This window comes from Acidovorax sp. FW305-C-20-28, from assembly GCF_058783375.1.
In genome coordinates this window covers 571,532-596,342 of sequence record NZ_JBYSYM010000001.1, presented here as the reverse complement: position 1 = coordinate 596,342, position 24,811 = coordinate 571,532, and the positions used below count along the sequence as shown (strand labels likewise).

The 24,811-nt window shown below is 69.4% G+C and carries 31 protein-coding genes; 13 read left to right on the top strand and 18 right to left on the bottom strand.

Annotated features, from left to right (window positions below; genetic code table 11):
* The first annotated feature begins 56 nt into the window (after nucleotides 1-56).
* Complete coding sequence (locus tag AC3WOH_RS02785; RefSeq protein ID WP_492227870.1) at nucleotides 57-974, top strand: LysR substrate-binding domain-containing protein; 918 nt, start codon at nucleotides 57-59, stop codon at nucleotides 972-974.
* On the opposite strand, the gene ftrA is transcribed toward AC3WOH_RS02785, so the two are convergent.
* Nucleotides 927-1,916, bottom strand: coding sequence for a transcriptional regulator FtrA (ftrA, locus tag AC3WOH_RS02780; protein ID WP_492227869.1), 990 nt, complete (start codon nucleotides 1,914-1,916; stop codon nucleotides 927-929). The genes AC3WOH_RS02785 and ftrA overlap by 48 nt on opposite strands.
* Nucleotides 1,917-2,020: 104 nt before the next feature.
* On the opposite strand from ftrA, the gene AC3WOH_RS02775 reads away from it, so the two are divergent.
* Both AC3WOH_RS02775 and AC3WOH_RS02770 read left to right on the top strand, forming a co-directional pair.
* Nucleotides 2,021-2,437, top strand: coding sequence for a rhodanese-like domain-containing protein (locus tag AC3WOH_RS02775; RefSeq protein ID WP_492227867.1), 417 nt, complete (start codon nucleotides 2,021-2,023; stop codon nucleotides 2,435-2,437).
* Nucleotides 2,430-2,924, top strand: coding sequence for a GNAT family N-acetyltransferase (locus AC3WOH_RS02770; protein WP_492227866.1), 495 nt, complete (start codon nucleotides 2,430-2,432; stop codon nucleotides 2,922-2,924). Before AC3WOH_RS02775 ends, AC3WOH_RS02770 begins: the two co-directional genes overlap by 8 nt.
* A 5-nt stretch (nucleotides 2,925-2,929) precedes the next feature.
* Here the strand turns inward: AC3WOH_RS02770 and AC3WOH_RS02765 are convergent, their stop codons facing one another.
* From AC3WOH_RS02765 to AC3WOH_RS02740, 6 genes are all read right to left on the bottom strand, one after another.
* Nucleotides 2,930-3,400: an FKBP-type peptidyl-prolyl cis-trans isomerase gene (locus AC3WOH_RS02765; protein WP_492227865.1), complete on the bottom strand. Its 471-nt coding sequence runs from the start codon at nucleotides 3,398-3,400 to the stop codon at nucleotides 2,930-2,932.
* A gap of 120 nt (nucleotides 3,401-3,520) precedes the next feature.
* Nucleotides 3,521-4,567 carry a pirin family protein gene (locus tag AC3WOH_RS02760; RefSeq protein ID WP_492227864.1) on the bottom strand — a complete coding sequence of 349 codons (1,047 nt, stop codon included), beginning with the start codon at nucleotides 4,565-4,567 and terminating at the stop codon, nucleotides 3,521-3,523.
* Between the two features lie 132 nt (nucleotides 4,568-4,699).
* Nucleotides 4,700-6,139, bottom strand: coding sequence for an MFS transporter (locus tag AC3WOH_RS02755; protein ID WP_492227863.1), 1,440 nt, complete (start codon nucleotides 6,137-6,139; stop codon nucleotides 4,700-4,702).
* A gap of 16 nt (nucleotides 6,140-6,155) precedes the next feature.
* Entirely contained in the window at nucleotides 6,156-6,644 is a 489-nt protein-coding gene (locus tag AC3WOH_RS02750) for a DUF1579 domain-containing protein (RefSeq protein ID WP_492227862.1), read from the bottom strand.
* A gap of 18 nt (nucleotides 6,645-6,662) precedes the next feature.
* The gene (locus tag AC3WOH_RS02745; protein ID WP_492227985.1) at nucleotides 6,663-7,010 is read right to left on the bottom strand and encodes a GFA family protein; all 348 of its coding nucleotides are present in this window, start codon (nucleotides 7,008-7,010) and stop codon (nucleotides 6,663-6,665) included.
* A gap of 17 nt (nucleotides 7,011-7,027) precedes the next feature.
* The gene (locus AC3WOH_RS02740; protein ID WP_492227861.1) at nucleotides 7,028-7,462 is read right to left on the bottom strand and encodes a VOC family protein; all 435 of its coding nucleotides are present in this window, start codon (nucleotides 7,460-7,462) and stop codon (nucleotides 7,028-7,030) included.
* A gap of 107 nt (nucleotides 7,463-7,569) precedes the next feature.
* Between AC3WOH_RS02740 and AC3WOH_RS02735 the strand changes: the two genes are divergently transcribed.
* Nucleotides 7,570-8,232, top strand: coding sequence for a TetR/AcrR family transcriptional regulator (locus AC3WOH_RS02735; RefSeq protein ID WP_492227860.1), 663 nt, complete (start codon nucleotides 7,570-7,572; stop codon nucleotides 8,230-8,232).
* A 159-nt stretch (nucleotides 8,233-8,391) separates the two neighbouring features.
* Here the strand turns inward: AC3WOH_RS02735 and AC3WOH_RS02730 are convergent, their stop codons facing one another.
* Nucleotides 8,392-9,378 carry a helix-turn-helix transcriptional regulator gene (locus AC3WOH_RS02730; RefSeq protein WP_492227859.1) on the bottom strand — a complete coding sequence of 329 codons (987 nt, stop codon included), beginning with the start codon at nucleotides 9,376-9,378 and terminating at the stop codon, nucleotides 8,392-8,394.
* A 114-nt stretch (nucleotides 9,379-9,492) separates the two neighbouring features.
* Between AC3WOH_RS02730 and AC3WOH_RS02725 the strand changes: the two genes are divergently transcribed.
* Together AC3WOH_RS02725 and AC3WOH_RS02720 are read left to right on the top strand one after the other, a co-directional pair.
* Entirely contained in the window at nucleotides 9,493-10,227 is a 735-nt protein-coding gene (locus AC3WOH_RS02725) for an NIPSNAP family protein (RefSeq protein WP_492227858.1), read from the top strand.
* 26 nt (nucleotides 10,228-10,253) lie between these two features.
* On the top strand, nucleotides 10,254-10,775 hold the full coding sequence (locus AC3WOH_RS02720) for a hypothetical protein (RefSeq protein WP_492227857.1): 522 nt from the start codon (nucleotides 10,254-10,256) through the stop codon (nucleotides 10,773-10,775).
* Here the strand turns inward: AC3WOH_RS02720 and AC3WOH_RS02715 are convergent.
* Nucleotides 10,772-11,668 (bottom strand): LysR family transcriptional regulator, encoded by an 897-nt coding sequence (locus tag AC3WOH_RS02715; protein WP_492227856.1) that lies wholly within the window; start codon nucleotides 11,666-11,668, stop codon nucleotides 10,772-10,774. The two genes, AC3WOH_RS02720 and AC3WOH_RS02715, sit on opposite strands and share 4 nt — an antisense overlap.
* A gap of 115 nt (nucleotides 11,669-11,783) precedes the next feature.
* On the opposite strand from AC3WOH_RS02715, the gene AC3WOH_RS02710 reads away from it, so the two are divergent.
* Complete coding sequence (locus AC3WOH_RS02710) at nucleotides 11,784-12,551, top strand: SDR family oxidoreductase (RefSeq protein ID WP_492227855.1); 768 nt, start codon at nucleotides 11,784-11,786, stop codon at nucleotides 12,549-12,551.
* A 19-nt stretch (nucleotides 12,552-12,570) separates the two neighbouring features.
* On the opposite strand, the gene AC3WOH_RS02705 is transcribed toward AC3WOH_RS02710, so the two are convergent.
* On the bottom strand, nucleotides 12,571-13,443 hold the full coding sequence (locus AC3WOH_RS02705) for an oxidoreductase (protein ID WP_492227854.1): 873 nt from the start codon (nucleotides 13,441-13,443) through the stop codon (nucleotides 12,571-12,573).
* A gap of 153 nt (nucleotides 13,444-13,596) precedes the next feature.
* Here AC3WOH_RS02705 and AC3WOH_RS02700 point away from each other — a divergent pair, with 153 nt between their 5' ends.
* The gene (locus AC3WOH_RS02700; RefSeq protein WP_492227853.1) at nucleotides 13,597-14,568 is read left to right on the top strand and encodes a LysR family transcriptional regulator; all 972 of its coding nucleotides are present in this window, start codon (nucleotides 13,597-13,599) and stop codon (nucleotides 14,566-14,568) included.
* A 144-nt stretch (nucleotides 14,569-14,712) separates the two neighbouring features.
* A complete protein-coding gene (locus tag AC3WOH_RS02695) occupies nucleotides 14,713-15,222 on the top strand; it encodes an SRPBCC family protein (RefSeq protein WP_492227852.1) in 510 nt (169 codons plus the stop codon).
* A gap of 9 nt (nucleotides 15,223-15,231) precedes the next feature.
* Here AC3WOH_RS02695 and AC3WOH_RS02690 read toward each other — a convergent pair whose 3' ends face one another.
* Together AC3WOH_RS02690 and AC3WOH_RS02685 are read right to left on the bottom strand one after the other, a co-directional pair.
* On the bottom strand, nucleotides 15,232-16,107 hold the full coding sequence (locus tag AC3WOH_RS02690) for a hypothetical protein (protein ID WP_492227851.1): 876 nt from the start codon (nucleotides 16,105-16,107) through the stop codon (nucleotides 15,232-15,234).
* Between the two features lie 29 nt (nucleotides 16,108-16,136).
* Nucleotides 16,137-17,060, bottom strand: a complete 924-nt coding sequence (locus AC3WOH_RS02685) for a LysR substrate-binding domain-containing protein (RefSeq protein ID WP_492227850.1) — start codon at nucleotides 17,058-17,060, stop codon at nucleotides 16,137-16,139.
* A gap of 120 nt (nucleotides 17,061-17,180) precedes the next feature.
* Between AC3WOH_RS02685 and AC3WOH_RS02680 the strand changes: the two genes are divergently transcribed.
* On the top strand, nucleotides 17,181-17,882 hold the full coding sequence (locus AC3WOH_RS02680) for a glutathione S-transferase family protein (RefSeq protein WP_492227849.1): 702 nt from the start codon (nucleotides 17,181-17,183) through the stop codon (nucleotides 17,880-17,882).
* Nucleotides 17,883-17,884: 2 nt separating this feature from the next.
* Here the strand turns inward: AC3WOH_RS02680 and AC3WOH_RS02675 are convergent, their stop codons facing one another.
* Complete coding sequence (locus AC3WOH_RS02675; RefSeq protein WP_492227848.1) at nucleotides 17,885-18,673, bottom strand: SDR family oxidoreductase; 789 nt, start codon at nucleotides 18,671-18,673, stop codon at nucleotides 17,885-17,887.
* 125 nt (nucleotides 18,674-18,798) lie between these two features.
* Between AC3WOH_RS02675 and AC3WOH_RS02670 the strand changes: the two genes are divergently transcribed.
* Entirely contained in the window at nucleotides 18,799-19,722 is a 924-nt protein-coding gene (locus tag AC3WOH_RS02670) for a LysR family transcriptional regulator (RefSeq protein WP_492227847.1), read from the top strand.
* Nucleotides 19,723-19,729: 7 nt separating this feature from the next.
* Here the strand turns inward: AC3WOH_RS02670 and AC3WOH_RS02665 are convergent, their stop codons facing one another.
* Nucleotides 19,730-20,302, bottom strand: coding sequence for a DUF1439 domain-containing protein (locus AC3WOH_RS02665; protein WP_492227846.1), 573 nt, complete (start codon nucleotides 20,300-20,302; stop codon nucleotides 19,730-19,732).
* A gap of 52 nt (nucleotides 20,303-20,354) precedes the next feature.
* Between AC3WOH_RS02665 and AC3WOH_RS02660 the strand changes: the two genes are divergently transcribed.
* Both AC3WOH_RS02660 and AC3WOH_RS02655 read left to right on the top strand, forming a co-directional pair.
* Nucleotides 20,355-21,242 (top strand): AraC family transcriptional regulator, encoded by an 888-nt coding sequence (locus AC3WOH_RS02660; protein WP_492227845.1) that lies wholly within the window; start codon nucleotides 20,355-20,357, stop codon nucleotides 21,240-21,242.
* Nucleotides 21,243-21,312: 70 nt separating this feature from the next.
* A complete protein-coding gene (locus AC3WOH_RS02655; protein WP_492227844.1) occupies nucleotides 21,313-22,224 on the top strand; it encodes a DMT family transporter in 912 nt (303 codons plus the stop codon).
* Between the two features lie 13 nt (nucleotides 22,225-22,237).
* Here the strand turns inward: AC3WOH_RS02655 and AC3WOH_RS02650 are convergent, their stop codons facing one another.
* The 4 genes from AC3WOH_RS02650 to AC3WOH_RS02635 all read right to left on the bottom strand — a co-directional run bounded on the left by AC3WOH_RS02650 (nucleotide 22,238) and on the right by AC3WOH_RS02635 (nucleotide 24,707).
* A complete protein-coding gene (locus AC3WOH_RS02650; RefSeq protein ID WP_492227843.1) occupies nucleotides 22,238-22,489 on the bottom strand; it encodes a hypothetical protein in 252 nt (83 codons plus the stop codon).
* 235 nt (nucleotides 22,490-22,724) lie between these two features.
* Entirely contained in the window at nucleotides 22,725-23,459 is a 735-nt protein-coding gene (locus AC3WOH_RS02645) for a tRNA-uridine aminocarboxypropyltransferase (RefSeq protein WP_492227984.1), read from the bottom strand.
* 11 nt (nucleotides 23,460-23,470) lie between these two features.
* On the bottom strand, nucleotides 23,471-24,106 hold the full coding sequence (locus AC3WOH_RS02640) for a class I SAM-dependent methyltransferase (protein ID WP_184855487.1): 636 nt from the start codon (nucleotides 24,104-24,106) through the stop codon (nucleotides 23,471-23,473).
* A gap of 28 nt (nucleotides 24,107-24,134) precedes the next feature.
* The gene (locus tag AC3WOH_RS02635) at nucleotides 24,135-24,707 is read right to left on the bottom strand and encodes a hypothetical protein (RefSeq protein ID WP_492227842.1); all 573 of its coding nucleotides are present in this window, start codon (nucleotides 24,705-24,707) and stop codon (nucleotides 24,135-24,137) included.
* Nucleotides 24,708-24,811 lie beyond the last annotated feature (104 nt).

The window sequence follows — 24,811 nt, the reverse complement described above, 5'->3', positions numbered from 1 at the left end:
CCAAATCCGCCGTGAATAGCCATAGTGCGGCAATCAAAATTGCGGATATCGCAACAATGGACCATCTGGACACCTTGCGCTGCTTCATTGCCGTGGCCGACGCGGGCGGTTTCGCGGCGGCGGCGCGGCGCCTGGGGGTATCGGCCACCGCCATCACGCGCGCCATTGCGGCGCTGGAGGCGCGCCTGTCCGTGCTGCTGTTCCAGCGCAGCACGCGCACAGTGCGCCTGACCGAGGCGGGCGAGCGCTTTCTGGCCGACTGCCGCCCGCTCCTGTCCGACCTGCACGAGGCCGAGCAGGCCGCCCGCGGCGCCCAGGCCGAGCCCCAGGGCCTGCTGGCCATCACGGCGCCGCACATGTTCGGCATGCGCCACGTGGCGCCCGTGGTGCAGGCCTTTTTGCACGCCCAGCCGCGCGTGCAGGTGCGCACCCTGTTCGTGAACCGGCTGGTGCATTTGCTTGAAGAAGGCATGGACGTGGCGGTGCGCATCGCCCACCTGCCGGATTCTCGCCTCACGGCCGTGCAGGTGGGTGCACTGCGCCGCCTGGTGGTGGCCGCGCCCGGGTACCTGGCGCAGCAGGGCGAGCCGCAGCACCCCGGCGACCTGGCCGCACACCGCGCCATCGGCTTCAGCTTCGACAACAACAGCGTCTCGCCCTGGAAGTTCAGGGACGGCGTGGTCGGCCAGCCGCAGTTCAGCTGGATCAGCAACAGCAACGAGGTGGACATCGCCGCGGCCGAATCGGGCCTGGGCCTCACGCGCTGCCTGGCCTACCAGGCGGCGCCGGGTCTGCGCGCGGGCCGGCTGCGCATTGTGCTGGCCGCGCACGAACCACCACCGGTGCCCGTGCACATCGTCTACCCGGCAGGGCGGCGCGCGCCGGCCAAGGTGCGGGCCTTCGTGGAATTTGCGCGCGAGCGGCTGTCAGCAGAGCCCGTGCTGCAGGGGCGCGGACTCACCCGCAGGGGCTAAGAATGTCTGCCGGTAGCGCGTGGGTGCCGGCAGGCGGTGCAACCGGAAGTGGCGCCGCAGTGACTCGGGCGAGCCCAGGCCCGCGAGGTCCGCGACCTCGTCGATGGGCATGGCCGGATGTGTCTCCAGCAGGTCCTTGGCAATGCCGATGCGCTCGCGCACCAGCCAGTCCTGCGGCGACAGGCCCGTGCTCTCCTTGAAGCGGCGCTGCAGCGTGCGCCGGCTCATCTGCGCGAATTCCGCCATGGCATCCACCGAATGGTCCTGGCGCGCGTTCTCGCGCAGCCAGTCGAGCAGGCGCGCAATGGGGCTGACCTCGCTGCTAGCCATGGGCCGGGGCACGAACTGCGCCTGCCCGCCATCGCGGTGCGGCGGCATCACCAGCCGCTGGGCCACCACATTGGCCACGCGCGCGCCATGGTCGCGGCGCACCAGGTGCAGCAGCATGTCCAGCCCCGCGGCAGAGCCGGCCGAGGTGATGGCCTGGCCTTCGTCGATGTAGAGCGCCGAGACGTCCACGGTGATGTCGGGGAACTCGCTGGCCAGGCGCTCGGCATAGCGCCAGTGCGTGGTGGCGCGCCGGCCCGCCAGCAGGCCCGCATGCGCCAGCACAAACACACCCGAGCAGATGGAGCAGACGCGCGCACCGCGCCGCCAGGCGCGCTGCAGGGCGCGCAGCAGCGCCTCGGGTGGGCGCTCGGCCGCATCGCGCCAGCCGGGCACCACGATGGTGTCGGCGCGCGCCAGCATGGCCAGGCCATGCCGCGCCTGCACCTGCAGGCCGCCCATGGCGCGCAGCGGCCCGGGCTCCACCGCGCACACGGCATGGCGGTACCAGTCCACCTGCAGCTCGGGCCGCTCCAGCGCGAACAGCTCGACCGCGCAGCCGAATTCAAAGGTGCACAGCCGGTCGTAGGCCAGGATCGCGACAAGGTGGGGCATGGCGCAATGTTACCGAAGATTGTCCCTTCGGCCACTGGCCCGAAAGCGCTCCGATGGCGACACTGGAGCCATCTCACCAGCCATCCATTCAGGAGCACTTGACCATGACCTCTGCGCACAGCGCCGTTGCCGCCATCCCCGCCGCCCCCAGTGACCAGGCCCTCGCCCACTTCGAGTCGGCCTTCGCCTTCGAGACCGATTGCTGGGATGTGCACGATGCCATGGACCGCAGCGTGCAGGATTTTGTGCTGCTCGACGTGCGCAGCCACGCGCTGTACGAGGCCGGCCATGTGCCCGGCGCGGTGAGCCTGCCGCACGGCAAGATCATCGAATCGAAGATGGCGGCCTATGCCCCCGGCACGCTGTTCGTCGTCTACTGCGCGGGCCCGCACTGCAACGGCGCGCACCGCGGCGCCGTGCGGCTGGCACGGCTGGGCCGGCCAGTCAAGCTGATGATCGGCGGCGTGACCGGCTGGGTGGACGAGGGCTTCCCCCTGGAGAAGGGCGCCCAGGGTGCGTGAAAGCGCCTGTATCCGCGAGGCCCGCCCCCAGGACGCAGCGCAGTTGCTCGCCATGATGCGCGCGCTGGCGGTGTTCAAGGGCTATGCCGATGAGTTCCAGGTGACGGAGCGGGATCTGCTGGAGCGCGGGCTGGCCTGCAGCGGGGCAGACCGCGAGTTCGGCTGCCTGGTCGCGCAGGCGGATGCAAGCGCACCGCTCGCCGGCTATGCGGTGTGGGTGCAAACGCGCTTCACCTTCGACCTGAAGCCCACGCTGGTGCTCAAGGAGTTGTGGGTGCAGCCCGCCCACCGGCGCAGGGGCCTGGGCGAGCACTTGTTCGATGCGGTGCGCGCACAGGCCACCGCCATCGGTGCTGCGCGCCTGCAATGGCTGGTGCTGCCGGGCAATGCCGCGGCCCAACGCATGTATGCGCGCTGCGGCGGGCGCCGCGACACGCGCTGGGAACATTGGGAACTGCCGCCCGAGGCGCTGCGGCAGCCCGGCTGAGACTATCAGTGGTGGTGGCCGTGGTCGCCGTGCACGTGGCGGTGGGCGATCTCCTCGGCGCTGGCGGCGCGCACGCTGGCCACCTTGCACGAGAAACGCAGGGCCTGGCCGGCCAGGGGGTGGTTACCGTCCAGGTGCACTTCCGGCCCCTTGATCTTGACCACGTTGAACACGGCGGGCTGGCCATCGTTGCCCACACCCTGCAGTTGGCCGCCGACCTTCACGCCCGGGGGGAATTCGGCCTTGGGGATGGTGCGCACCAGGCCCTCGTCGCGCGCCCCGAAGGCATCTTCCACGGCCAGGTCCAGCGTGGTGCTGAAGCCGGCGGCCTGGCCTTCGAGGGCGGCCTCGACCTTGGGGAAAATGTTCTCGTAGCCGCCATGCAGGTAGGACAGGTTGCCCGCATCCAGGGGCTTGCCCTCGGGCGTGGTGACCTTGTAGCTGATGGTGACGGCGGTGTCTTTGGCGATGTTCATGGATCTGCGCTTTCGTTGACGAAGGAATGCGGGCGGTACGGTGGCCGCCTGCACTTTCCGGATGGCGCATTGTCCACGACCCGGCGCACCCCTGCCGGAGCAGGGGCTGCGGGCGCTCAATCAGGCGGCCGCGGGCACCTCGTCCTCAGCCTGACCGGGGTAGCGCGCAAAGCGCCGCGCCTCGGTGCCGTGCACAGGGTCGCTGTCGGGCCAGGGCCAGCCGCCGAACTGGGTGCGGCGGTAGTCCTGCATGGCCTGCATGATTTCCTGCTGCGTGTTCATCACGAAGGGACCGTACTGGGCCACCGGCTCGCCGATGGGCCGGCCCTGCAGCACCAGCAACTCCATCACGGTGGGGCCGGTATTGGTCAGCAGCCATTCCTGGCGTGCATCGATCTCCAGCGCGGCGTGCTCGCGCACCTCCTGCGGGCCCACGCGCAGGCCATCGCCCACGAAGAAGTAAAGCATGCGGCGCGTGCCCTCGCCCTGGGCTGCGGGCAGGGTCCACTGGGCGCCCGGCTCCAGGCGCAGCGTCCAGATCGCCACGTCCGCGCCGGGCTGCGAGGCCCAGGACTCGGGCGGCGGTGCCAGCGGCGCAGGCGCGGCGGGCAGGGCCCCCGCCACGACGGTCACGGTGGTGGCTCGGCCGGCCTCGTCGTTGTGCACCAGGCGCGGAATCTTTTCGTTCCACAGCATGGTGAAGTGCGGCTCCACCATCTTGTGGCGCGCGGGCAGGTTCAGCCAGATCTGGAACAGTTCCAGCGGGTTGGGCTCGGAGGCGTTGAGCAGCGGGAACATCTCGGAATGCACGATGCCCTTGCCGGCCGTGACCCACTGCACATCGCCGCCGCCGAAGCGCGCAGCCGCGCCCAACGAATCGGAATGGTCGATCAGCCCCTTGCGCACCAGGGTCACGGTCTCGAAGCCGCGGTGCGGGTGACCGGGAAAGCCGGGCACGGTGTCGCCGTGGTACATGCTCCAGCCGTCCTTGCGGCTGAAGTCGCTGCCGATCTGGCGGTCGTCCACGGGCACGGCCGGGCCGAAAGACGCATTGCCCGCGGGGTAGGCATCGTCGTGGTGGGCACAGAACAGGAACGGGTCGAGCGTGGGCCACAGCGGGCCGAGCGGCTGGCTCTGCAGGACGGGCGTGGGATGGGTGTTCGACATGGGGCGATGACTCCTTGTGTGGTGCGCCGCTCGGATTGTGAACGGCTTGCACCTGCAAGTGAGGCCACCGCGCGCAAACAGAAGTCCCATGCATGGAACGGTGCGGTGCCCGCCACAGGACAATGCTTGCCTTCAGGCGTGCACCGGCTGTGCGCCGTCGTCGGAGACCGGCACCGGCCGCAGCGCCAAACCACCCAGCACCGCGGCCACGCCCGCCGCCACGGCCGATACCCAGAACGCCAGCTGGTAGCCGCCATGCAGGGCCACGGCGGTGTCGGCGCCTGCCGCGCGCAGGCTGCCGGTGCGTGCATCGGCCAGGCTGGCGAGGATGGCCAGGCCCAGCGCGCCGCCCATCATGAAGGCGGTGTTGACCACGCCCGAGGCGAGCCCCGAGTCCTCGGGCTGCACATCGCCCATGGCGGCCAGCAGCAGCGGGTTGAGCGCAATGCCCGCCCCCACGCCGAGCAGCAGCATGCCCGGCAGCACATGCGGCGTAAAGCGGCCCTCCACCGGCGCCAGCGCGAACAGCACCAGCCCTGCGGCGGCCATCACCAGCCCCCAGCCCAGGGTGCTGCGGATGCCGAAACGCATCACCACCCAGGCCGACAGCCCGAGCGAGCAGCCCGCCATGATGAGGTTGGACGGAAGGAAGGCCAGGCCTACCTGCATAGCGTCGTAGCCCAGCACCAGCTGCATGTACAGCGCCGACAGGAAGAACCACGCGAACATGGACGCGGCCCAGAGCACGCCGACCACGTTGGAGATGGCCAGGTTGCGCAGGCGCAGCAGGGCCAGCGGCACCAGCGGCGCCGCCACGCGCGACTCGATCACACCGAACGCGGCGAGCAACAGGGCCGAGCCCCCCAGCAGCCCCAGCGACTGCACCGAAGTCCAGCCCGCCTCGTTGCCGTTGACGATGGCATACACCGCCAGCATCAGCGCCGCCGTCACAGTAACGGCACCGGCCACATCCAGCCGCTGGCCGCCGGACTGCCCCTTGCCACCGGGCAACAGCACCAGGCAGGCAGCGTAGATCGCCACGCCCACCGGGATGTTGACCAGGAAGATCCAGTGCCAGCTCAGCTGGCTGGTGAGCACGCCGCCCAGCAGCACGCCGATGCTGCCACCGCCCGCACAGACGAAACCGTAGACACCCATGGCCTTGGCCCGCTCCCCGGGTTCGGTGAACAAATTCATGATCAGCGACAAGGCCACGGCCGAGACCACCGCGCCGCCCACACCCTGCACCGCGCGCGCCGCCACCAGCAGGCCCTGCGTGTTCGCCAGCCCGCAGGCCAGCGAGGCCACAGTGAACAGCGTGATGCCGGCCAGAAACAGCCGCCGATGGCCATACAGGTCCCCCAGGCGCCCGCCCAGCAGCAGGCAGCCGCCAAAGGTGAGCATGTAGGCGTTGACCACCCAGACCAGCGAGGTTTCGCTGAAACCCAGGTCTGCCCGGATGCTGGGCAGGGCGACGTTGACGATGGTGGTGTCCAGCACGATCATGAGCTCGCCCAGGCACAGCAGGATGAGCGCAGGCCAGCGTGCGCGGCCTTCGATGCGAAGCGTCATGGTCTGTAGTGCGCCTTCAGGAGGTCTTGCGTCGGTACACGGCCTTCATGAACTCCTTCCAGCTGCCATCGGGCTGCTGCGTGGACGAGGTCAGCGTGCGTTCGTTCGGTCCGACGATGGTGATGGTGTCGCGGTACTTCGCGGTGCTGCCGTCGCCGGCGAAGCTCGGGCCTTCGGTCTCGAGCGGCAGCACCTTTTCGCTGGCGTCGAGCGTGCCGCGGTAGACCCACATGTGGGTCATCATCGAGCCGATCCAGGTGCCGATGAAGGCCTTTTTCTCGGGGTCGTAGCCCAGCGTGATGAGCATGCGCGCCTCGCCGCCGCCGGGCATGGTGCCCGTGCCTTCGCCCAGCACCCACAGATCGCCGAGCTGGCGCACATGCTCGGTACCGGTGGTCGTCATGGGCGGCTCGCCGGGACCTGCGTCGCAGGTGGACTCGCAGGTCCAGTCGCCCAGCAGTTGCTGCAGCCAGCGGTGCTGTGCCTGGGGTTCAGGATTCATCATGGTAGGTCTCCTTGGGGGTTACATCGCCAGGCCATCGTGGTGGTGCACGGGGATGGCGTCGAGGTCCACGCCGTCGAGCGTGCGCAGGTTCACCGCAGCCATGCGGTAGCCCGCGGGGTGCGTGCCTTCGCCATGGGTGTGGATGCCGCAGGCCGGGCAGAAGCGGTGCTGGATGACATGCTTGTGGAAGGTGTAACTGGCGAGGTCCGCCTGCGGCGTGGTCAGCCGGAACTGTCCATGCGGCACGAACCACAGCAGCGAGCCGCGCCGGCGGCACATGGTGCAGTTGCAGGCGAGGGCGCTGTCGATGCTGCCCTCGACCTCGAAAGCCACCTTGCCGCAGTGGCAGCTGCCCTGGTAGCGCACTGGTGCGACTGCCGCGGTCATTGGGGCACCACCACCATCCATGACACGCCGAAGCGGTCGGCCACCATGCCGAAGGCGGGCGAGAAGAAGGTCTTGCCCAGCGGCATCTGCACCTGGCCGCCATCGGCCAGCGCGTCGAACAGGCGCTTCGCCTCGGTCTCCGTCTCGGGCGCCAGCGACAGCGAAATGCCCTGGAAGCTCGGCCTGCCCGAGCCCATGCCGTCGGACGCCATGACCTGGGTGTCGCCCACATTGAACGAAGCGTGCATCACCATCTCGGGCTGGGGCCCGGGGCCGGCGCTGCCGTCCACGGAGCAGCCCCCACCCGCGGCGGGCTCGGGGTTGTCCTTGTAGCGCATGAGCATGGTCACCTCGGCGCCCAGGGCGGTGCGGTAGAACGTGAGCGCCTCTTCGCAGCGGCCTTCGAAGAACAGGTAGGGTTCGACTTTCATGGGGAATCTCCTTGGATGGAAGGGGTCGAGAGCGGACGCCCATGCATTGTGGACACCGTTCACAAACAATAACAGAGATAATGGACAGTGTCCACATTGCAATCCCGATGTCCGTAACCACCCGCAACAGCGCTGCTACTGCCAGTCCTGCCGCCCGCAGCACCTACCGCCATGGCGACCTGCGCCGCGCCCTGCTCGACGCCGGCATCGAACTGGCACGCCAGGGCGGGCCCGATGCCGTGGTGCTGCGCGAGGCCACGCGCCGCGCGGGTGTGGCGCCCAATGCCGCCTACCGCCATTTCGCCAACCGGCAAGACCTGCTGGCGGCGGTGCGCGCCGCCGCCGTGGCCGCCGTGGCCCAGTCGATGGAAGTCGAGATGGCCCACGTGCCCACCGAAGGCACGCCCACCGAGCAGGCCCATGCCAAGGTGCGCGCCGTGGGCGCGGGCTACATGCGCTTTGCGCACGCCGAGACGGGGCTGTTCCGCACCGCGTTCGGCGGGCAGTTCAGCGTGGAGCAGGACCCCGACCCCGCCATGGGCGGCCTGACCGGCCTGAACCCCTTCGAGCACCTCTCGGCCGCGCTTGACGACCTGGTGACCGCGGGCGCCCTGCCGCCAGAACGCCGCCCGGGCGCCGAGTACCTGGCCTGGTCCACCGTGCACGGCATGGCGCTGCTCTCCATCGACGGCCCCTTGCGCGGCACGCCCGCCGACATGCTGGCGCTGCTGGGCCAGCGGCTGCTGGACATGGTGGAACGGGGGATCTAGTGTGCTGTCCCGCCAATACGTGGCACAAAAACCGTGTCTTTCACACCATGGCGGCGTTGCAAATCCTCGCGATAGCACGCGCTATCGCTGCGGTTTGCGCCTTGCCATGGCGCGAAATCCATCGGTTTTAGTTTTGCCACCTACTTGCGGGACAGCACACTAGCCCAGCTTGTACAGCCGCGCCGTCGCCTGGACGCGCTCCACCAGTGCACGCCGCAGCGCGGCCGGGCGCAGCACCTCGACCTCGGGCGACTGGCGCATGAGCTGGCCGCAGGCATGGGCCACCGATTCGATGGGAATGGTGAGCGCCACCCGCCCGTCCTTGCGGCGCGAAGGCGGGGCCGCCGCCACCGCCCGCGCCACGGCGCTGCTCAGGGCGCTCAGGCCCTTGAGGCCGGCAGGCGTGGCCAGCACATCGGCCTCGCCCGTGTAGAGGCTGGACTCGAAGCGGCGGATGGATGCGCTCCAGTACGCAGGCAGGTCAAAACGCGCCGGGCGGCGCACGGGCGTGCCCAGCGCGGTGACCGCGCGGATGTTGGCGACCCGGTAGGTGCGCGGGCCGCGGGCCGCCGAGGCGGTGTCCGCCGGCTGCGCCACCAGGTACCAGACACCGGCCTTGAGCACCAGGCCCAGCGGCGCCACCGTGCGCTCCACCGTATCGGCCCAGCTTTCGTAGCGCAGGGCCAACTGCTCGCCGCTCCAGACGGCAGCCGCCACAGCGGCCAGATGGGGTGTGGGTGCGCTCTCGCGGTACCAGTCCACCGGGTCGAGGTGCAGGCGGGCACTCACGCGCTGGGCATCTTCGCGCCAGGGCGCGGGCAGCGCGGTCAGCAGTTTGAGGCGCGCGCCCTCCACATCGCCGCCCAGGCCCAGGTCGCCGGCCGGGCCGGGCAGGCCGCTCAGGAAAACGGCCTGCGCCTCGGACGGGGTGAGGCCGGTGAGCGTGGTCTTCCACCCCGGCAACAGCGCAAAGCCACCGCTGCGGCCGCGCTCGGCATAGATGGGCACGCCCGCCGCCGTGAGCTGGTCCACGTCGCGGTAGAGCGTGCGCACCGAGATCTCCAGCGCCTCGGCAAGCGCCTGCGCACTCATGCGCCCCCGGGTTTCGAGCAGCATCTGGATGGACAACAGGCGGCTGGCACGCATGGCATGGCTTGGAACAACGACAGCTGCAGTATGCCGCGAATACCTGCCATGCCTTGTCATGTATTGCACCGCACACTGCGGCCTTCCCTTTCGTATCCAGCCAAGGAAGACCGCATGCCATCCACCCCATCCCTCCCAGACTGCCGCATCGTCGAGCTGCGCCAGTACACCCTGCACCCCGGCCAGCGCGAGGTGCTGATCGAGCTGTTCGACCGCGAGTTCCTCGAAACCCAGGAGCGCGAAGGCATGCGCGTGATCGGCCAGTTCCGCGACCTCGACCAGCCGGACCTGTTCGTCTGGCTGCGCGGCTTTGCCGAGATGCAAGCGCGCCGACAGGCACTCGAAGCCTTCTACGGCGGCCCGGTGTGGGCCGCACACCGCGATGCGGCCAATGCCACCATGGTCGATTCGGACAACGTGCTGCTGCTGCACCCGGCGTGGCCGGGCGCAGCCGATGGATTGCCCGCGGACCGCGCTCCCGTGGGCGCCAGCGACGCGGCACCAGGCCTGCTCGATGCCACGGTGTTCTACCTGAAGGAGCCCGCAACGCCCGGGCTGCTGGACTACTGCCGCGAGCGCATGGACCCCACGCTGCGCGCGGGCGGTGCGCGCCACACGGCCTGGTATGCCAGCGACCCCAGCCCCAACAGCTTTCCGCGCCTGCCGGTGCGCGAGGGCGAGCACGCACTGCTGGGCCTGGCGCTGTTCGACGATACCGACGCGCTGAACGCGTTTGCGCAAGGCGGCACCTGGCAACGCGATGTGGCGCCCGGCCTGGCGCAATGGCTGGCGCGCGCGCCCGAAGCCCACCGGCTGCAGCCCACGGCGCGCTCGGCCCTGCACGCATGACGCACCCCCATCTCGGAGACACCGCCATGTCGATCACCCCACCCACTGGCGCTGCCAGCGACTTCGACTTTCTGATGGGCCCCTGGCGCATCCGCAACACCCGCCTGGTGCAACGGCTTGCCGGCTGCACCGACTGGGAGACCTTCGACGCCACCGGCACGGCGCGGCCGCTGCCTGGCGGCATCGGCAACTGCGATGACTTCATCCCCGAGGCCTGGAATGCCGGCTACGTGGGCATGGCGCTGCGCCTGTTCAATCCCCAGGCGCAGCGTTGGAGCATCTACTGGCTGGACAATGTGACGGGCGGGCTGGACACAGCGACCGGCCTGCTGCAGCCACCCGTGAGCGGCGGCTTTGCGGGCACGGACCGGGGCGTCTTCTTCGGTCAGGAGCTGTTCGAGGGCCGGCCTGTCCTGGTGCGCTTCGAGTGGGCCAAAAACCTCGCCACCGGCACGCCGCGCTGGGAACAGGCCTTCTCGGACGATGGCGGGCAGACCTGGGAGACGAACTGGGTCATGGAATTCTCGCGTCCGGCACAGGCGGGCTAACGCGCATTCGCCATCACCTCGGCCAGCCAGTCCACGAACACGCGCACGCGCGGCGAAAGCTGGCGGCTGTGCGGATAGAGCACGGTCACCGGCATGGGCGGCGGGCGAAAGTCGGCCAGCACCTCCACCAGGCTGCCATCGACCAGCTGCGGCTCCAGGTGGTAGCGCGGCACCTGGATGATGCCCAGCCCGGCCGTGCAGCAGGCCACATAGGCAAACGCATCCGTCACGGAGACCGCGCCCTTGAGCTGCACGCTGCGCGGCACGCCGTCGACCACGAAGTCCAGGGGCATGGGCTTGCCCGTGCGCGAAGACAGGTAGTTCACCGCGCGGTGGCCACGCAGCTCGTCCACGGTGCGGGGCACGCCATGGCGCGCGAGGTAGGCGCGGCTGGCGCAGGTCACTTGCGCGAGCTGCGCCACGCGCCGGCCCACCATGCTGGAGTCGGCCGGCTCGCCACCGCGCATCACACAGTCCACGCGCTCGCGCACCAGGTCCACCAAGCGGTCGCCCATGCCCAGTTCCAGCTCCACGCCCGGGTAGCGTGCAAAGAACTCGCCGATGCGCGGCAGCACGAAATAGCGCGCCAGCGTGCCCTGCAGGTCCGCACGCAGCTTGCCCTTGGGCTGCTGGCCGGCCGTGGCAAAAGCCGCCTCGGTCTCGTCGAGGTCGGCCAGCAGCTGTTGGCAGCGCGCATAGTAGGCCTCACCGTCCTGGGTCGGGGAGACGTGGCGCGTGGTGCGGTGCAGCAGGCGCGCGCCCAGCCGCTTTTCGAGCTGCTGCACGGCCAGTGTCACGGTGGCGCGGGGCAGTTGCAGGTCTTCCGCCGCCTGGGTGAAGCTGCCCAGCTCCACGATGCGGGTGAACAGGCGCATGGCGTCGAATCGGTCCATGGGGAGCAGGGCTTGATTGTTTTGGTGCGTTGAACAGTCATGGCAATTCACGGGTCTTTATCAAACCCGGCGCCAACAGAACAATACACCCATCACCACTGTTCTGGAGTTCTCCATGGCCACCAACGACACGTCCACCCCGTCCACCCACCGCCCTGTCGCCATCGTCACCGGGTCCTCACGCGGCATCGGCGCCGCGATTGCCCAGCGCCTGGGGCGCGATGGCTTCAATGTGGTGGTCAACTACGCCGGCAATGCCGCCGAGGCCGCAGTGGTGGCGCAGTCCATCACGGCCGCCGGTGGCCAGGCCATCACGGTACAGGCCGATGTGGCAGACCCTGCGGCCGCAGCGCGCCTGTTCGACCAAGCGACCGAGGCCTTCGGCCGCGTGGACGTGCTGGTCAACAACGCGGGCGTGATGCCTGCGCACCTGCCGCACCTGGCCGATACCGACGATGCCACCTTCGACCGGCTCATTGCCATCAACCTCAAGGGCAGCTTCAACACCCTGCGCGAGGCCGCGCGCCGGCTGGAGCCGGGCGGGCGCATCGTGAACTTCTCCACCAGCCTGGTCGGCACTGCCATGCCTGGCTATGCGGTGTATGCCGCCACCAAGAGCGCGGTGGAAACCATGACGCTGATCCTGGCCAAGGAGCTGCGCGGCAGGAACATCACCGTGAACGCCGTCGCCCCCGGCCCCACGGCCACCGCGCTGTTCCTCGATGGCAAGACGCCCGAGCTGGTGGAGCGCCTGGCGCAGATGAACCCGCTGGGCCGCCTGGGCACGCCGGAGGACATCGCAAGCACGGTGGCCTTCCTGGTCGGGCCCGATGGCGCGTGGATCAACGGACAAACGTTGAGAGCCAATGGCGGCATGGTGTGACCCCACCGCCGGCGCGAGCTCACGCCGCAGCCTGGGCGGGGAAATCCGTGGACGCCGCCAGATCACGCCAGGCGGCGGTTTCCTTGCCCACGAAGGCATGCTTGTCGGCAATGGTCTGCAGCGTGTCGGTGCCCAGTGGCAGGCGCAGCGGCGGTGTGGGGCTGGCCACCAACTGCATCACGGCCTGGGCCAGACGCACCGGGTCGCCGGGCTGGTTCAGGTTGATGCGGCGGGCGGCTTCGCGGATCGCGCCGGCGCTGGGGGCGTAATCGTCCAGCACGCGCGGCGACACCGAAAGCGAGGCCGTGTCGAGGAACTCGGTGCGAAAGTAGCCGGGCTCCACCACCGTGGCGTGGATGCCCAGGGGCGCCAGTTCGGCGTGCAGCGCCTCGGTGATGCCTTCCACCGCGAACTTGGTCGAGCAGTAGACGCCAAAGCCGGCCGCCGAGCGCACGCCACCCAGGGATGAAATGTTGATGACGTGGCCGGCGCGGCGCGCGCGCATCGAAGGCAGCACAGCGCGCGTCACATGCAGCAGGCCAAAGACATTGGTCTCGTACAGGCTGCGCACCTCGTCGGCGGTGGCCTCCTCCACCGCGCCCAGCAGGCCGTAGCCGGCGTTGTTGACCAGCACGTCGATGCGGCCGAAACGCTCCAGTGCGGCGCCCACGGCGTGGCGGGCCTGGGCCTCGTCGGTCACGTCCAGCGCCAGGGGCAGCAGCGCATCGCTGGCGCCCAGGCGGCGGGTGATGGACTCGGCGCTGCGCGAGGTGGCCACCACGGCATCGCCCTGGGCCAGCGCGGCCTCGGCAATGCGCGCGCCGATGCCGCGCGAAGCGCCGGTGATCAGCCAGATGCGGGGGAAGGAGAAGGAAGAAGCGTGAGCGGTCATGGCAGAAGTCCTTGGAAGAGTTGAATTTCGGGGTTCTGGCAGACGCGGCGCGTTGCCATGGGGATGAACTTTAGGCAAGCCATTGCCATCGCACTAGCCCATAATCACTCACTTCATTGACAAGCAATACTTGTCAAAAAAAGGAGCCTTGCCATGGCCATCAACGAACTGCGCGCGATTTCCACCTTTGCCAAGGCGGCCGAACTGGGCAGCCTGCGCCAGGCAGCTTCGGCCCAGGGCATCACGCCGCAGGCCGCCAGCCTGGCGCTGGGGCAGCTCGAATCGCACCTGGGCGTGCGCCTGTTCCACCGAACCACGCGCAGCCTGAGCCTGACCGAAGAGGGGCGCCAGTTCCTCGACGCCGCCCAGCCCGGGCTGGCCACGCTGCAACGGGCCGTGCATGGCGCGCGGCGCGGGCGCGAGGAGATTGCGGGGCCGCTGCGCATTACCGCGCCGCGCTCCATGATGCTGGAGGTGATCTGGCCCGTGGTCGACGAGTTCGTGCGCCGCTACCCGCTGGTGGAGCCCGATGTGCAGCTCGAGGACCGCATCGGCAACTGGGTCGAGGACCGGGTGGACGTGGGCTTTCGCTCGGGCTACCCGCCCGAGGGCGGGGTCATCGCGCGGCGCCTGCTGTGGCTGCAGCTGGTGGTGTGCGCCACGCCGGGGTACCTGGCGCGCCACGGCACCCCCACCCGCATCGAAGACCTGGCGCAGCACCGCTGCAGCGGCTTTCGCCACCCGGCCACAGGCAAACCCATGCCCTGGGAGTTCCAGGTGGGCGAGGACATCGTGGCGCACGCCATCCCGCCGGCCTTCTGCACCAACGACATCGAACTGGAGGCGCGCGCCGTGCTGGGCGGCCATGCCATCGGCCAGCTCGTCGGGGTGACGGCCGCGCCCCTGGTGCGCAGCGGGCAGCTGGTGCCGGTGCTGACCGGCTTCATCCCTCGGCACCTGGGGCTGTATGTGTACTACGGCAGCCGCGCGGCCCAGCCGGCGCGCGTGCGCGCCTTCATCGACCTGGCGGTGGAGATGCTGGCGGACCAGCCGGTGTTCAGCCTGGGCGCCCAGGAGCTGGCTGGGGCACAGCGCAAGCCCCGGCGGCGGCCATCCCCGGTCTGAGCCCCGTTTGCCCAGAGTTTTCTCGGCACGGGAAGGGGCAATTGTTCACGGTTTGGCAAACAGTCCGTTTGGGAAAACGGTATTTATCGTTTCCGGCTTCCACAATACATTCGATTCACCCTGCAAGAACCGGACGCCGCCACCATGCCCACCTTTACCGCCACGGTCCAGACGCATATCAAGGCCTCGCCTGCCCAGGCGTTCGGGTTCATCGCGCCCGTCGACCCGACCACACTGTTCACCGGCTACGGTCCCCTGCCGGCCGTGACCGGAACCCGCGACCAGACCGGCCCCTGGGATGCCCCGGGGCAGACGCGCACGGTGGCCATGTCCGACGGCAGCAGTGTGCAGGAAGGACTCAAGCACTACCGCCCGGCCCAGTACTTTGCCTACACGGTGAGCGGTTTCACGGGCGCGCTGCGCTGGCTGGCCACGGGCGCCGACGGTGCCTGGTGGTTCGACCCCGAGGCCAATGGCACGCAGACCACGGTGCGCTGGCGCCATGCCTTCCATGCGCGCTCCAAGTGGGCCGCGCCAGTACTCTGGCTGCTGGCCAGCGTGCTGTGGCGCGGCTACATGCGCAAGGCGCTGCGCCTGGCCAAGGCGCAGATCGAGAGGGCCCCGCGCGCTCCGGTGGGAGCCCTGTCCGCCTGAGCAGGCCCCTTACTTGCCCTTGGCTTCGAAGAAGGGCTTGCCCTGGATGGCCGAGGGGCTGACGGTGAAGATCTTCACCGGCTCCAGTGGCTTGCTTTGCCCCTCCTTCAGGGGGCGCGGCACGTCGGGCTTGAGTGCAGGGTCGATGCAGCCACTGCGCACGGCCTTCAGGATGTCCGGGTTCAGAGGACGGCGCTGGCCCAGCCGGGAGCCGGAGAGGAACAGCACCTCGCCCTTGAGCTCGGCCCGCTGGTCCATGAGGGGCATGGCCTGCAGCTGGTCGAATCCCACCCGCACGGCATTGCCACCCTCCAGCCGGTATTGCACCACTTTCACGACCGGGGGTTTGCGGGACGACTCGTCCTCCACCAGGTCCCCGAGATAGAAATAGCGCACGGCGTCCGCTGCCACGAGGGGCAGCTTGTAGTTCTCGGACCACTGGTTGTTGTCTTCGGTGAACAGCGGGCGCAGGGTGGCCGGCAACTTGTCGTCGGCCGAGAACGCGAACACCGGCGCCCGGGCATTGGAGAGGGTGTAGCCGTGGAAGTCGAACTCCACCATGGCACCCTGTGCGTCCACCTGGCGGGCGAAGGCCGGGAACAAGGGGTACTCCTGGCGCACCTGCTGCAGCCGGATGCCCGAGCCTTCGGCCTTCCATCGACCGGCCGCCACCATGTCCAGTGCACCGCCCGTGAAAGCGAAGCAGTAGGTGTTGTCGTCGAGCAGCGCGAGCTGGGCCACGGTGTCGACGGAGCCCCCGCGGTACTCGCCCACATAGCCAGACTCGGCCGGGGTGACGGCACCGGCGGTGAAGGCGGCCCACAGAGTGGCCAAGGCCGCCGCAGTGGTGCGGGCATTGCGCAGGAATTGGGGGGTGTGGTGCACGGCAGGGTCCCGGGTGGAATGGTGGGCCACTATAAGGCCCCGGGCTCCTCGAACCCGCGGTAGCGCGCCAGGCCCTCGGCCAGGAAGTCCACCGCCGCGCGCACCGAAGGCAACTGCCCGCGCCGGTGCGAGATCAGCAAGGTGGTGGTCATGCTCGCGCCATAGCGGAAATCCGCCAGCAGCCGCACCAGGCGGCCGGCCTCGATGTCGGGCTGGCACAGTCCGCGCGGCAGGCAGCCGATGCCCACGCCCGCCAGGGCCGCACGCAGCAGGGTCCAGGGCTCGTCGGCAAAGAAGCGCGGCACCGGCCGCACGCCCATGGCCTCGCCATCGCGCAGAAAAGTCCATACCTGGGCCGATGGCGCGGGCGACAGCAGCAAGGCATCGTGCCCGGCCAGTTCGCCCGGGTGGACGGGGGTACCGCGGGCCGCCAGGTAGGCCGGCGCAGCCACGGTGTAGAACGGCTCGTAGCCCACACGCCGCTGCACCAGGTCCGAATCGGGCAACGGGGCCGAGTGGTCGCGCACGCCGATGTCGAAGCCCTCCTGCACCAGGTCCACGAAGCGGTCTGTCGCATGCAGCATCACCTGCAGCTTCGGGTAGCGCACAGCCAGGCCGGGCAGCAGCTCGGCCAGCACCAGCTGCGCCGTGGTGACCGAGGCCGTGATGCGCACGATGCCTGCCGGCTCCGCCTGCAGGCCGCGCACCACGTTCTCGGCTGCCTCGGCCTCGATCAGCATGGCCGCGGCATGGCGGTAGAAGGCCTGTCCGGTGTCGGTCACCACGAAGACGCGCGAACTGCGCTGTATCAGGCGCACGCCCAGCGTGGCCTCGAGCTGCGCCACGCGCTTGCTCAGCGTGGACTTGGGCACCTCCAGCGCCCGCGCGGCCGCGGCAAAGCCGCCATGGTCCACCACGCGCACGAACCACTGCAGGTCATTGAGATTGAGCACGGTCATCGTCCACAAAAAGAGACGATGAGTCTACTTTTGCCTGACTACACAGGCAAAGGCCACATCCGTATCTTTGCAAGGTCTTCTTTTGATCTTCTTTTCTCAACCAAGGAACCTGCAATGACACCGACCCTTTTCTATGGCGTGCCCCAGGGCTGTTCGCTGGCCAGCATCATCGCGCTCGAATGGCTGGGCGCGCCCTACGCGCTCTCGCGCATCGAGATGCTCGAACACCCCTGGCCCGCGGCCTTTGCACGCATCAATCCGCAGAACCTGACGCCCGCCTACGTGACGGCCGAAGGCCAGTTGCTCAGCGAAAGCGTGGCCATCCTGCTGCACCTGGCGGCGCAAAAGGGCCACCAACTCGGCTACCCGCAGGGCAGTCCGGAGCATGACCGCCTGAACCAGACCCTGGCCTACCTGGCCACGGACTTCTTCGCGGCGTTTGCGCCACTGGGGGCCGCCTACGAAATGGCCACGGACCCGCCGCGCCAGGAGGCGCTGCGCGACCTGGGCCGCCCCCAGGTCGCCAAGGGCTGCGCCCACCTGGACCGGCTGCTCGCCGGGCGCAAGTGGATCGACGGTGGCAGCAAGAAGACCGTGGCCGATGCCTACCTGGCCGCCGTGGCCCGCTGGGCCGAGTACCACGGTGTGCTGCGGGTCGAGGACTACCCGCACCTGGCGGCCCACCTCGCCAAGCTGCGCGCCGACCCCGCCGTGGTGTTCGCCGATGCCATCGAGCGCCAGCGGCCCGCCACCAGCAGCGGCGGGTTCCAGGGCCATGTGGCGTTGGACGACGTGGTCGAGCAGTTGCCCAGGTAAGGTCAGGCGGCAAAGCCTCCGTCAATGAGCAGGCTGGCGCCTGTGACCATGCCCGACTCGGGCCCGGCCAGGTAGGCCACCATGCCGGCGATCTCGGCCGGGTCGGCGTGGCGGTCCAGCGCCATCAGGCCATGCATGTCCTTGGCCATGGGGCCGTCGGCGGGGTTCATGTCGGTGTTCACCGGACCGGGCTGCACGTTGTTCACGGTGATGCCGCGCGGCCCCAGGTCGCGTGCCAGGCCCTTGGTGAGCCCCACGATGGCGGCCTTGCTCATGCCGTAGACGCTGAAGCCGGCCCAGGGCAGGCGCTCAGAATTGGTGCTGCCGATGGTGATGACACGGCCATAGGCACCGCCCTGGCCCATGTGGCGCACGGCGGCCTGGGTGGCGACGAACACGCCGCGCACGTTGATGGCGAGCGTGCGGTCCAGGTCTTCGAGCGTAACGCTGCCGACCTCGCCCATGATGGCCACGCCTGCGTTGTTGACCAGGATGTCCAGGCGGCCCAGCTCACGGGCCGCACCATCGATGGCCGCGGTGATGGCGCTGGCATCGGCGCTGTCGGCACGCAGTGCCAGGGCGCGGCCGCCTGCGGCCTCGATCTCGGCAGCCAGGGCCCGGGCAGGGGCCTCGTTGCTGGTGTAGGTGAAAGCGACGGCAGCGCCGTCGCGCGCCAGGCGGCGCACGATGGCGGCGCCGATGCCGCGCGAGCCCCCGGTGACGAAGGCGGCCTTGCCGGCCAGGACGCGGGTGGACGAAGAAGAAGCAGGGGCAGAAGAGGTGACAGACATGGTGGATCTCCAGTGAGGTGGACCAGTGAATGCACTGGCAACACCTGCAGTGTCGGTAAACCATTGCATTGCCGGTAGCCATGAATGGGCTGTTCCTGTTTCAACCGCTGGTTGAAAATAGAGGCATGCAACCCTTGAGCCATCTCGAATCCTTCGTCCAGTCTGCCGAGTCCGGCAGCTTCTCGGCCGCCGCGCGGCGCATGGGCCTCACGCCCGCTGCCGTGAGCAAGAACGTGGCGCGGCTGGAGGCCAATCTCTCCGTGCGCCTGTTCCAGCGCAGCACGCGGCGCCTGGTGCTCACCGAAGGCGGCCAGCGCCTGCTGCAGCAGATCAGCGGTCCCCTGTCCACGCTGTCCGATGCCGTGGAGCATGCGGCCGAGGCCGACCGCGCCCCGGCGGGTACGCTCAAGGTCAGCATGGGCCAGGCCTTCGGCCGTGCCTACCTGGTGCCGCTGCTGGGCGAGTTTTTGCAGCGCTACCCGGCCATCCAGCCCGACTGGCGCTTCGAGAACCGGCAGGTCGACCTGATCGGCGAGGGCTTTGACGCGGGCATTGGCGGCGGGCTGAACCTGAACCCCGGCATGGTGGCGCGCACGCTGGGCACCATCCACATCGTGGCGGTGGCGTCTCGTGCGCAACTGCAGGGCCGCAAGGCGCCGCGCCACCCATCGGACCTTGCGCAATGGGACGGCATTGCGCGCCGCTCGATCCAGACGGGCCGCATCCACGTGGTCACGCTGCGCAACAAGGCCGGCGACGCGGCCGCAGCCGAGCTGCGCCCGCGCATCGTCTTTGACGACCCCGAGGCCATGTGCCAGGCCGCGCTGATGGGCCTGGGTGTGGCCCTGCTGCCCATGCCGTTTGCCCAGCCCTGGCTGGCCAGTGGCGACCTGGTGCGCCTGCTGCCGGGCTGGTGGTCCGACGCCGGGCCGACCTCGCTGTACTACCCCGACAAGAAGCTGTTGCCCGCGCGCACGCGGGTGTTCGTGGACTTCATCATCGAGCAGTTCGGCCAGCGTGGCTTTGCGCAGCGGGTGCGGGGGGATTGAGCCTTCGTCAAGGCACCGGCTTGCTCACGAACGCGATGGACAAGCCCCTGGGCGTCACGGTGATGGCGCCTGGCTGCAAGCCCATGCCGTCGAGCAGCCCCAGGTCCTGCGGGCGCAGCCGGTGCAGCACCACCTCGCGCAGCGACTGCTCCGCCAGGCCCGGGCCATAGCCATTGAGCAGCGCCACCACCTCAGACCGCAGGCTGGGAAAGTCCAGCCGCACCAGGCGCAGCTGGTGGGCGCGCAGGCTGCGGTCGCTGGCTTCGTAGCGCAGAGCGAATTCGACCTCCAGCGTGCCGCTGTGGCTGCGGCGCAGCGCCGGGCCGGCAGCGGCGAGCGGGAAAGCCGCGCCCAGCCGGTTGCTTGCGGGCAGCAGGGACAGGCGCGGGGTCTGCACGTCCACATCCACCAGCCCGGCCATGGGGTAGCGCAGCGGAAAGCGCTGCGCTACTGCCTCCTGCAGCTGTTCGAGCGACACGGTGTAGCCCGGCTGGGCCTGCGCGGCGCGCGCGCCCAGCAACGCCAGGCTGCCAAGCACCCATGGGCGCGCTCCAGTGGCAAGAAAAAATCGGCGGCGCATTCAGCAGCTCCTTGGATGGATGGCAGGCAGACCCGGGAATAATGGACGGATGGTGACCACAACGCCAACGCCCGCCCACCGTGCCCAGGTCTTCGGATCGCCCTGGGAAGGTGTGTATGCCACGCACATCGAAAGTTCCCGCCACTATGGCAGGCATTGGCATGCCGTCTATGGCCTGGGGCTTCTCGACCACGGCGCGCAGAGCTCGGCCAGCGGGCGCGGCCCGGTGGATGCCTACGCGGGGAACATGATCACCACCAACCCCGGCGAGGTGCACGACGGCCAGCCCCTGGGCAGCCCTTCGCGCCGCTGGCGCATGGTCTATCTGGAGCCCTCGGTGGTGCAGGCCATGGCCGACGACCTGGCCATCGCTTCGCCCCAGGGGCTGGCCCTGGCCCGCCCGGTGATCCAGCACGACCAGGCGCTGCGCACGGCCCTGGACCAGTTGCTGCAGCGCCTGGCGCACTGGAACGCGGGGCCGCAGGCGTCCACCAGCGTCGCCGCCCTGGCCTGCGAAGAGGCGCTGGCGCACACGGGTGCCCTGTTGCTGGGCCGGCATGCCAATGCGGCACCGCCGCAAACAAGCGCCGCCGAGGCAGCGGCTGCCATGCGCCAGGTGCGCGACCGGCTGGCCGATCTGCTGCGGGCACCGCCCACGCTCGCGCAGCTGGCCACCATGGCCGGCCTGGGCAAGTACCAGCTGCTGCGCCGTTTCACCCAGGCCTATGGGCTGCCGCCCCATGCCTGGCTGCAACAACAGCGCGCCGAACATGCCCGCCACCGCGTGCTGCGCGGTGCCAGCCTGGCCGATGCGGCGGCCGACAGCGGCTTTGCCGACCAGAGCCACATGACGCGCATCTTCACGCGGCAATTCGGCTTCACGCCCGGCGCCTGGCAGAAGGCCACGGCGGGCCCCCGGCGCAGCCCGCAGCCGCAATAACGTTCAAGACCCCGGGCGCCCGCCTCGCCACACTGCCTGCAGTTCTTCAACACGGGCAAAGGGGCAGGTGATGGGCGTTTCGGACGCGTGGAGGGGCCAGCTGCTGTGCAGCCTGGCCATGGTGCTGGTCGGCAGCACGGTGGTGGTCAGCAAGGTGATCGCACAGGACATCGAGCCGTTTGCGGCCACCGTGCTGCGCCATGCGCTGGCGCTGCCTGTGTTCTTTGCGCTGATGCGCTGGCGCGGCCAGCGGCTGCCATACCTGGGCCGGCGCGATGCGCTGCTGCTCACCGTGCAGGCGGCGGCGGGCAGCGTGGGCTACTCGGTGCTGCTGATCCTCGGGGTGCGGCTCGCCAGCGCGTCGGATGCAGGCATCGTCGCGGGCACGCTGCCCGCAGCCGCAGCGCTGTTCTCGGCCCTGCTGCTGGGCGAGCGGCCCGGCCGGCGCCTGGTGGCGGCCATCGCGCTGGCCACGGCCGGGGTCATGGCGGTCGCGGCCAGCCCGGGAGAGGGTGCGGCCGATGGGAGTGGCGGCACGCGCCTGGCGGGCATCGCACTGGTGCTGGCGGCCGTGGCCTGCGAGGCGGTGTTCATCCTGGCCAGCAAGCGGCTGTCTGCGCCCGTTCCGGCGCTGGCCCTGTCCGCACTGATGTCGGGGGGAGGGCTTTTGCTCTCCATTCTGCCGGCGTGGTGGATGGCACAGGCTTCGCCCTCCACGTTCACGCCACCGGCGTTGGCCGCAGTGCTGTACTACGCCTGGATACCGACCGTGGGCGGCTTTTTGCTATGGTACGCGGGCAGTGCTCGCACCAGCGGCGTGCGCGCATCGCTGGCCACCGTCTGGCTGCCGGTGTCGGCCCTGCTGCTGTCGGTGGCGTTCCTCGGTGAATCCATCCGCAGCTGGCAGTGGCTGGGCCTGGGCTGTGTGGTGGCGGCGATGCTGCTGGCCGCCCTGCCCACCCCAGCGGGGCGGCAGGACTGAAGGAGGTACCCGGTCAGCGCCCGACCACCGACCAGCCAGCGTGCAGGTTGGTCTTGTCGTTCTCGTACTCCCAGGCGGTACCGCAGCGATCGCACTGGTAGCGGGTGAAAGTGACCTGGCCGTGGTCGCGGTCCTCCTTGCGGCTGCCGCGCTGTACCAGCTCGGCATGGCCGGGCGCGCGGCGCCAGTTGCGCTGGATGCCCTTGCAGGAATCACACAGCTCCATGGGCTTGAGTTCGGTGTGCCGTTCGTGTTGCTTGGTCATGGGAAGGGCCTTGCCGTTCTGGAGAGGGGAGGGAGAAATGCCGGGGGCGCTATTGTCCCACCACTCCAGCGGCACCTGGCAGCCACTTGGCCATGCGCGCATTGGGAAGCACCACGCCGTGGCATTCCACCTGCTGGCGGGCTTCGACGGCAAAGCCGCTCTTGGTGAAAAAAGGCTCGGCCGTGAGACGTCGGCCCACGGGCGCGGGATGCCGCACAGCGCGGTCGGTGGCAGTTTACCGACGCAGGGCGCGCAGGCGCTCGTGTACTTCGTCGCCCGGGTCCACCGACAACTGGTGCTTGGACTGCAGGTAGTGGTTGGTGAACACGTCGAGGTAGGCTTCCAAAGTCTGCGCCGCATGGCCCTCGCCCGCGAGTTCCATGCACAGGGCCGCCACTTCGGAGGTGCAGAAATGGTCGTCGCGCGTGCTGCGGCGCAGGCGGTAGCGCGAGAGCTGCTCACCAGCCAGGCTGAGCACGGGGAAGCGGTCCAGGTAGGGGCTCTTGCGGAACATCTTGCGCGCCTCGGGCCAGGTGGCGTCGAGCAGCACGAACAGGGGCCGCTTGCCGCCCTGTGCGGGTTCGACGCTCGCCACCACGCGCTCCGGCGCCACGAATTCGCCGGGGAACACCACATAGGGCTGCCACTGCGCATCGGCCAGCAGGGCGAGCAAGGCCGGGTCGACCTCGGTGCGCGCCCAGCCGAAGGCCCAGGTATCGGCCACCACGTCGGCGATCAGCCAGCCGGTGTTGCTGGGCTTGAGCGGCTCGATGTCGGCCATCAGCAGGCACACGCCGGCCTGCGGGGTGAGCAGCGGGCGCAGCGCGCACAGGCAGTGGCTGGGCACCAGCCGGCAGCCCGGGCAGCGCGCGCCACGCGGCCCGCCCCGGGCCAGGAAGGGCTTGGCACTGCGTGCCAGGCGTGCCGCGCGCAGGCGCGACACGGCATGCGGCAGCGCCGGCACGGGCATGGCAGCGGCCGTCACCGACCACCCATGTGTTCGAGGGCAAACAAGGGCAGTTCGGCCTTGGGGCTGAGCCACAGGCCGCCGCCCAGTTCGGTGAAGCCTTCGCCCAGCGTGCGCCGGTACAACTGCGCGGGGTGGCGGAACATGCGCGGATCGGTCAGCGTCTCGTCCACGACGTCCTGCTCCCAGTCCTCGCGCGCGACAGCCTCCACGTACAGCGCGCCGCGGCTGAGCCCGGCGAGGTTGCGCATGGCCTGTTGCACATCGGCCTCGTTGAGGTAGGGCAGCACCCCCTGGCAGATCACCAGGTCGTAGGGCGTGCGGGCCTGGTAGTCGACCACCGAGCCGCGCTCCCAGCCGAAGCGGCCGCACAGGTACTCGCTGAACTCAACGCCATGGAACGAGGCCTTGGGGAAGTGCCGGGCCACGATGTCACGCCACAGCCCGATGCCGCAGCCCAGGTCCAGCACACGCCGCACCGGCACACGCAGGTACTGCAGGTAGCTGCAGACGAAGGCGCCCAGCCGCTCGGTGTGCGCCGGGTCGACCACGCTGGTCTTCTTGTCGAAGTAGAAACGCTCGTAATAGGCCGCGTCGAAGCCATCGGCGCTGGCGCTCTGGCCGGCACGGTGTGCAGAGGTCACTGCCATTCCTTGTTGTAGCGGCCCGGGCGGGGGATCACTTGCCCTGCGGCGTCCAGACCGGATTGAGCAGGCGCTCCAGGCGCGCTCGCGACGCGTCGAGGCGGGCCAGTTCCTTGTCGATGACGGCATGGGTCATCGAGACCTTGTTGCCGCCTATCTCGAACGCCTGGCCCTTGGACACCGGCACCAGCGACTCGCGGAACGCCTTGTCCTTGGCCAACACGGGGTCGGTGGACAGCTTGCGCATGCGCATCATCTCCACCCGGGTCATCAGGGCCTGCTCGTAGCTCTTGTCCACCACCGGCTTGCGCTGCTGGATGCTGGCCTTGTAGCTCACCAGCGTGGCGCGTTCAAGCTCGATGGTGTTCTGCAGTGCAAACGCCACCCGTTCGGTGGAACTGCGGCTGACGGCCGCCTCGGGGTCCTTGAGGCCCGACCAGAACTCACGGTGCACGTCTTCCGTCAGGGTGGCGCCGTCCTTGAACATGGACAGGATCACGGCCTGGCGTTCCGCATCGGTCTGGGCCGCCATGGCCAGGGGCGACAAGGCGCCCAGCGACAGTGCCAGCACCAAGCCGGCACGCAGGCATTGCTTGCGAAGATTCATTCAAAACTCACTCAAAAACAGTCGACGGGAGGAAGGCGTGGACTATGCCACCACCCGCATGCCGCAGCAGGGCCGCCAGGTATCCGGGTGTAAACCGATATCCG

What these genes read in the sequence shown, in the direction of transcription:
- AC3WOH_RS02785 (WP_492227870.1), top strand. Translation starts at nt 57, where the DNA reads ATGGACCATCTGGACACCTTGCGCTGCTTCATTGCCGTGGCCGACGCG.
- ftrA (WP_492227869.1), bottom strand. Translation starts at nt 1,916, where the DNA reads ATGCCCCACCTTGTCGCGATCCTGGCCTACGACCGGCTGTGCACCTTT.
- AC3WOH_RS02775 (WP_492227867.1), top strand. Translation starts at nt 2,021, where the DNA reads ATGACCTCTGCGCACAGCGCCGTTGCCGCCATCCCCGCCGCCCCCAGT.
- AC3WOH_RS02765 (WP_492227865.1), bottom strand. Translation starts at nt 3,400, where the DNA reads ATGAACATCGCCAAAGACACCGCCGTCACCATCAGCTACAAGGTCACC.
- AC3WOH_RS02760 (WP_492227864.1), bottom strand. Translation starts at nt 4,567, where the DNA reads ATGTCGAACACCCATCCCACGCCCGTCCTGCAGAGCCAGCCGCTCGGC.
- AC3WOH_RS02755 (WP_492227863.1), bottom strand. Translation starts at nt 6,139, where the DNA reads ATGACGCTTCGCATCGAAGGCCGCGCACGCTGGCCTGCGCTCATCCTG.
- AC3WOH_RS02750 (WP_492227862.1), bottom strand. Translation starts at nt 6,644, where the DNA reads ATGATGAATCCTGAACCCCAGGCACAGCACCGCTGGCTGCAGCAACTG.
- AC3WOH_RS02740 (WP_492227861.1), bottom strand. Translation starts at nt 7,462, where the DNA reads ATGAAAGTCGAACCCTACCTGTTCTTCGAAGGCCGCTGCGAAGAGGCG.
- AC3WOH_RS02735 (WP_492227860.1), top strand. Translation starts at nt 7,570, where the DNA reads ATGTCCGTAACCACCCGCAACAGCGCTGCTACTGCCAGTCCTGCCGCC.
- AC3WOH_RS02730 (WP_492227859.1), bottom strand. Translation starts at nt 9,378, where the DNA reads ATGCGTGCCAGCCGCCTGTTGTCCATCCAGATGCTGCTCGAAACCCGG.
- AC3WOH_RS02725 (WP_492227858.1), top strand. Translation starts at nt 9,493, where the DNA reads ATGCCATCCACCCCATCCCTCCCAGACTGCCGCATCGTCGAGCTGCGC.
- AC3WOH_RS02720 (WP_492227857.1), top strand. Translation starts at nt 10,254, where the DNA reads ATGTCGATCACCCCACCCACTGGCGCTGCCAGCGACTTCGACTTTCTG.
- AC3WOH_RS02715 (WP_492227856.1), bottom strand. Translation starts at nt 11,668, where the DNA reads ATGGACCGATTCGACGCCATGCGCCTGTTCACCCGCATCGTGGAGCTG.
- AC3WOH_RS02710 (WP_492227855.1), top strand. Translation starts at nt 11,784, where the DNA reads ATGGCCACCAACGACACGTCCACCCCGTCCACCCACCGCCCTGTCGCC.
- AC3WOH_RS02705 (WP_492227854.1), bottom strand. Translation starts at nt 13,443, where the DNA reads ATGACCGCTCACGCTTCTTCCTTCTCCTTCCCCCGCATCTGGCTGATC.
- AC3WOH_RS02700 (WP_492227853.1), top strand. Translation starts at nt 13,597, where the DNA reads ATGGCCATCAACGAACTGCGCGCGATTTCCACCTTTGCCAAGGCGGCC.
- AC3WOH_RS02695 (WP_492227852.1), top strand. Translation starts at nt 14,713, where the DNA reads ATGCCCACCTTTACCGCCACGGTCCAGACGCATATCAAGGCCTCGCCT.
- AC3WOH_RS02680 (WP_492227849.1), top strand. Translation starts at nt 17,181, where the DNA reads ATGACACCGACCCTTTTCTATGGCGTGCCCCAGGGCTGTTCGCTGGCC.
- AC3WOH_RS02675 (WP_492227848.1), bottom strand. Translation starts at nt 18,673, where the DNA reads ATGTCTGTCACCTCTTCTGCCCCTGCTTCTTCTTCGTCCACCCGCGTC.
- AC3WOH_RS02670 (WP_492227847.1), top strand. Translation starts at nt 18,799, where the DNA reads ATGCAACCCTTGAGCCATCTCGAATCCTTCGTCCAGTCTGCCGAGTCC.
- AC3WOH_RS02665 (WP_492227846.1), bottom strand. Translation starts at nt 20,302, where the DNA reads ATGCGCCGCCGATTTTTTCTTGCCACTGGAGCGCGCCCATGGGTGCTT.
- AC3WOH_RS02655 (WP_492227844.1), top strand. Translation starts at nt 21,313, where the DNA reads ATGGGCGTTTCGGACGCGTGGAGGGGCCAGCTGCTGTGCAGCCTGGCC.
- AC3WOH_RS02650 (WP_492227843.1), bottom strand. Translation starts at nt 22,489, where the DNA reads ATGACCAAGCAACACGAACGGCACACCGAACTCAAGCCCATGGAGCTG.
- AC3WOH_RS02645 (WP_492227984.1), bottom strand. Translation starts at nt 23,459, where the DNA reads ATGCCCGTGCCGGCGCTGCCGCATGCCGTGTCGCGCCTGCGCGCGGCA.
- AC3WOH_RS02640 (WP_184855487.1), bottom strand. Translation starts at nt 24,106, where the DNA reads ATGGCAGTGACCTCTGCACACCGTGCCGGCCAGAGCGCCAGCGCCGAT.
- AC3WOH_RS02635 (WP_492227842.1), bottom strand. Translation starts at nt 24,707, where the DNA reads ATGAATCTTCGCAAGCAATGCCTGCGTGCCGGCTTGGTGCTGGCACTG.